This window comes from Streptomyces mesophilus (assembly GCF_040300965.1).
In the GTDB taxonomy this organism is placed as follows: Bacteria; Actinomycetota; Actinomycetes; order Streptomycetales; family Streptomycetaceae; genus Streptomyces; species Streptomyces mesophilus_A.
The window spans coordinates 1-4260 of sequence record NZ_JBEPEW010000234.1; the positions used below are offsets into that span (position 1 = coordinate 1).

Annotated in this window: 4 protein-coding genes; all 4 read left to right on the plus strand. The window is 68.5% G+C overall.

The window, feature by feature from the left end; translation table 11 throughout:
- A partial coding sequence (gene infB / locus ABT367_RS39420; RefSeq protein ID WP_352258546.1) for a translation initiation factor IF-2 occupies positions 1-2092 on the plus strand: 2092 nt, incomplete at its 5' end.
- 170 nt (positions 2093-2262) lie between these two features.
- Positions 2263-2556, plus strand: a complete 294-nt coding sequence (locus ABT367_RS39425) for a DUF503 domain-containing protein (protein WP_165335926.1) — start codon at positions 2263-2265, stop codon at positions 2554-2556.
- 45 nt (positions 2557-2601) lie between these two features.
- Entirely contained in the window at positions 2602-3042 is a 441-nt protein-coding gene (gene rbfA / locus ABT367_RS39430; protein ID WP_165335925.1) for a 30S ribosome-binding factor RbfA, read from the plus strand.
- Positions 3039-3944, plus strand: a complete 906-nt coding sequence (truB, locus tag ABT367_RS39435; RefSeq protein ID WP_352258548.1) for a tRNA pseudouridine(55) synthase TruB — start codon at positions 3039-3041, stop codon at positions 3942-3944. Before rbfA ends, truB begins: the two co-directional genes overlap by 4 nt.
- The last annotated feature ends 316 nt before the right edge of the window (positions 3945-4260 follow it).

Here is a 4260-nt window from a genome sequence, read left to right on the forward strand (position 1 = left end):
GGGTCGTCCCGGCGGTCCCGGTGGTGGCGGCGGCGGCTTCGCCGGTCGTCCCGGCGGTCCCGGTGGCGGCGGCGGTGCCGGTCGTCCCGGTGGCGGCGGCTTCGGTGGCGGCGGTGGCCGTCCCGGATTCGGCGGTCGTCCCGGCGGTCCCGGTGGCCGTGGTGGCACGCAGGGCGCCTTCGGTCGTCCCGGCGGTCCCGCGCGTCGCGGTCGTAAGTCGAAGCGGCAGAGGCGCCAGGAGTACGAGGCCATGCAGGCCCCGTCGGTCGGCGGCGTGATGCTGCCTCGCGGCAACGGCGAGACCGTTCGCCTGTCGCGCGGTGCTTCGCTCACCGACTTCGCGGAGAAGATCAACGCCAACCCGGCGTCGCTCGTCGCCGTGATGATGAACCTCGGCGAGATGGTCACGGCCACGCAGTCCGTCTCCGACGAGACGCTGCAGCTCCTCGGCGGCGAGATGAACTACACGGTTCAGATCGTCAGCCCCGAGGAGGAGGACCGCGAGCTGCTCGAGTCCTTCGACATCGAGTTCGGCGAGGACGAGGGCGGCGAGGAGTACCTGGTCGCGCGTCCGCCGGTGGTGACCGTCATGGGTCACGTCGACCACGGTAAGACCCGACTGCTCGACGCGATCCGCAAGACGAACGTGGTCGCGGGCGAGGCCGGTGGCATCACCCAGCACATCGGTGCCTACCAGGTCACGACCGAGGTCAACGACGAAGAGCGCAAGATCACCTTCATCGACACCCCGGGTCACGAGGCGTTCACCGCCATGCGTGCCCGTGGTGCGAAGTCGACCGACATCGCCATCCTGGTGGTCGCGGCCAACGACGGCGTCATGCCGCAGACGGTCGAGGCGCTCAACCACGCCAAGGCGGCCGACGTCCCGATCGTCGTCGCGGTCAACAAGATCGACGTCGAGGGTGCCGACCCGACCAAGGTGCGCGGTCAGCTGACCGAATACGGCCTCGTGGCCGAGGAGTACGGCGGCGACACCATGTTCGTCGACATCTCCGCCAAGCAGGGCGAGAACATCGAGTCCCTGCTCGAGGCCGTGGTCCTGACCGCGGACGCCTCGCTCGACCTGCGGGCCAACCCGGAGCAGGACGCGCAGGGTATTGCGATCGAGTCGCACCTCGACAAGGGCCGCGGTGCCGTCGCGACCGTCCTCGTCCAGCGCGGTACCCTCCGCGTCGGCGACACGATGGTCGCGGGCGACGCCTACGGCCGAGTGCGCGCCATGCTCGACGACAAGGGCAACAACGTGCAGGAAGCGGGTCCCTCGACCCCCGTCCTGGTCCTGGGTCTCACCAACGTCCCCGGCGCCGGCGACAACTTCCTCATCGTCGACGAGGACCGCACCGCCCGTCAGATCGCCGAGAAGCGTGCGGCGCGTGAGCGCAACGCGGCCTTCGCCAAGCGCACCCGCCGGGTGTCCCTCGAGGACCTCGACAAGGTGCTCAAGGCCGGCCTCGTGCAGGATCTCAACATCATCATCAAGGGCGACGCGTCCGGTTCGGTGGAGGCTCTCGAGTCCTCGCTGCTCCAGCTCGACGTCGGCGAAGAGGTCGAGATCCGCGTCCTGCACCGTGGTGTGGGTGCGGTCACCGAGTCGGACATCAACCTGGCGACGGGTTCCGACGCCATCGTCATCGGCTTCAACGTCCGCGCGGTCGGCCGCGCGGAGCAGCTGGCCGAGCGCGAAGGCGTGGACGTCCGGTACTACTCGGTCATCTACCAGGCGATCGAAGAGATCGAAGCGGCCCTCAAGGGCATGCTCAAGCCGGAGTACGAAGAGGTCGAGCTCGGCACGGCGGAGATCCGCGAGATCTTCCGCTCGTCCAAGCTGGGCAACATCGCCGGTGTCCTGGTCCGCTCCGGCGAGGTCAAGCGCAACACCAAGGCGCGCCTGATCCGCGACGGCAAGGTCATCGCGGAGAACCTCAACATCTCCGGTCTGCGCCGCTTCAAGGACGACGTCACCGAGATCCGCGAGGGCTTCGAGGGTGGTATCAACCTCGGAAACTTCAACGACATCAAGATCGACGACGTCATCGCGACGTACGAGATGCGCGAGAAGCCGCGTGGCTGATGCCGCGCACTGATCGAGCAGCGTGAACCGGGGCCGGTCGACGGGGAAATTCCGTCGATCGGCCCCGGCCGTTGCGTGTACGGTTCCGGTGTCCCTGCCAAGGCGGCCCTTGCGGCCGGCCCGCGGTAGCAGGGCCCTCGAACCCGTACCGGCGGGTCATCCGGATACACATGTACGTGGGGACTCTGTCCTTTGATCTGCTCCTCGGCGACGTACGGTCGCTGAAGGAGAAGCGTTCCGTCGTCCGGCCGATCGTCGCCGAACTGCACCGGAAGTTCGCCGTGAGCGTGGCGGAGGTGGGCGATCAGAACCTGCACCGCAGGGCCGAGATCGGTGTGGCCATGGTGTCCGGCGACACCGGCCATCTGGCGGAGGTGCTCGACCGGTGCGAGCGCATGGTCGCCGCCCGGCCCGAGGTGGAGCTGCTCTCGGTGCGCAGACGGCTGCACGGCGACGATGATTGATGCACGTAGGAACGTAAGAAGAAGCAAGTAGAGGGAGACGGACCAGTGGCCGACAACGCGCGGGCGAAGAAGCTGGCGGACCTCATCCGGGAAGTGGTCGCACAGAAGCTGCAGCGTGGGGTCAAGGACCCTCGCCTCGGCTCGCACGTGACCATCACCGACACGAGGGTCACCGGCGATCTGCGGGAGGCGACCGTCTTCTACACGGTCTACGGCGATGACGAGGACCGTGAGAACGCGGCCCGAGGGCTCGAGAGCGCCAAGGGTGTGCTGCGGTCGGCGGTGGGTGCGGCGGCGGGTGTGAAGTTCACGCCGACGCTGACCTTCGTGGCCGACGCGCTTCCGGAGACCGCCAAGACCATCGAGGACCTCCTCGACAAGGCGCGCGCCTCCGACGCGCAGGTGCGTCAGGCGTCCTCGGGCGCCACGTACGCCGGTGAGGCGGACCCGTACAAGAAGCCGGAAGAGGACGACGCTTCCGAATGAGCAAGCAGCAGCAGACGCCGGACGGCCTTGTCATCGTCGACAAGCCGTCCGGCTTCACTTCGCATGACGTGGTTGCCAAGATGCGCGGCATCGCCAAGACCCGCAGGGTCGGGCACGCCGGCACGCTCGATCCGATGGCGACCGGTGTGCTCGTTCTCGGTGTGGAGCGGGCCACCAAGCTCCTCGGGCATCTCGCCCTGACGGAGAAGGAGTACCTGGGCACCATCCGGCTCGGGCAGAACTCCGTGACGGACGACGCCGAGGGGGAGATCACCTCGTCGGCGGATGCCTCGCGGGTGTCCCGTGACGCGATCGACTCCGCGATCGGGAAGCTGACCGGCGACATCATGCAGGTGCCGTCCAAGGTCAGTGCGATCAAGATCAATGGGGTGCGGTCGTACAAGCGGGCGCGCGACGGGGAGGACTTCGAGATCCCGGCGCGGCCGGTGAGCGTCTCCTCGTTCACGGTGTACGACGTGCGTGACGCGGTCGCCGAGGACGGCACCGCGGTCATGGATCTTGTCGTGTCGGTGGTCTGCTCCTCTGGCACGTACATCCGGGCGCTGGCCCGGGACCTGGGGGCGGATCTCGGGGTCGGCGGGCATTTGACGGCGCTGCGGCGTACGCGGGTCGGGCCGTACGGGCTCGATGCGGCCCGGACGCTGGAGTCGCATCAGGAGTCGCTTGCGGTCATGCCGGTGGCTGAGGCGGCGGCTGCGGCGTTTCCTCGGTGGGATGTCGATGAGAAGCGGGCGCGGTTGTTGCTCAACGGGGTGCGGATCGAGATGCCGGATGAGTATGGGGCGGGGGAGTCCGTTGCGGTCTTCGATGCCGAGGGGCGGTTCGTGGCGCTCGTGGAGAACCTGAAGGGCAAGGCCAAGAGCCTGGCCGTTTTCGGCTGAGGCGCTGGGTGGGTTGCTTTCACGGGGGCTCTGCCCCCGGGCCCCCGCTGGGGGCTTTGCCCCCAGGCCCCCGCTTTTGCCGGGTGCGGCTTTCCTTTGGTGCGCTGTCGCCTGCGGTTTCGTCGTGGGTCGGGGCCGGGGTGGGGTGCTTGCTCATTCGGGCAATGGCACCGTTCCCGCGAAGGGTTGCCGCCTATGTCGGGGGTGCCCGAATGACAATGCACCCCACCCCGTCCCCTTCCGCCGTCACGCGGCTGACGGCCGGTGGGGTGTTCCGCCCTGCGCGTCGGGGCTAACCGCCGTCACGCGGCTGCGG